The sequence below is a fragment of the Clostridium boliviensis genome, from assembly GCF_033342255.1.
Taxonomy (GTDB): domain Bacteria; phylum Bacillota; class Clostridia; order Lachnospirales; family Lachnospiraceae; genus Lacrimispora; species Lacrimispora boliviensis.
Genome location: NZ_JAWONS010000183.1, coordinates 1 through 293 on the forward strand (window position 1 = coordinate 1; position 293 = coordinate 293).

The window sequence follows — 293 nt, forward strand, 5'->3', positions numbered from 1 at the left end:
TTTCGGCATGGTGGACATCGGCAAGCCGAGGCCCGGTGAAACGGTGGTGGTCTCCGGAGCCGCCGGAGCGGTGGGGAGCGCCGCCGGGCAGATCGCCAAGCTCCACGGATGCCGCGTGGTCGGCATCGCCGGCTCGGAGGAAAAGACCCGGTATATCACGGAAGAGCTGGGCTTCGATGCGGCGATCAACTACAAAACCGTCCCCGACATGAAAAAGGCCCTTTCGGAAGCCTGCCCGAAGGGAGTGGACATCTACTTTGACAACGTCGGTGGAGACATCACCGACGCCGTCT

At 63.1% G+C, this 293-nt stretch carries 1 protein-coding gene; it reads left to right on the forward strand.

Annotated features, from left to right (window positions below; translation table 11 throughout):
• On the forward strand, positions 1-293 hold a 293-nt coding region (locus RZO55_RS11900; RefSeq protein WP_318064504.1), incomplete at both ends, for a zinc-binding dehydrogenase.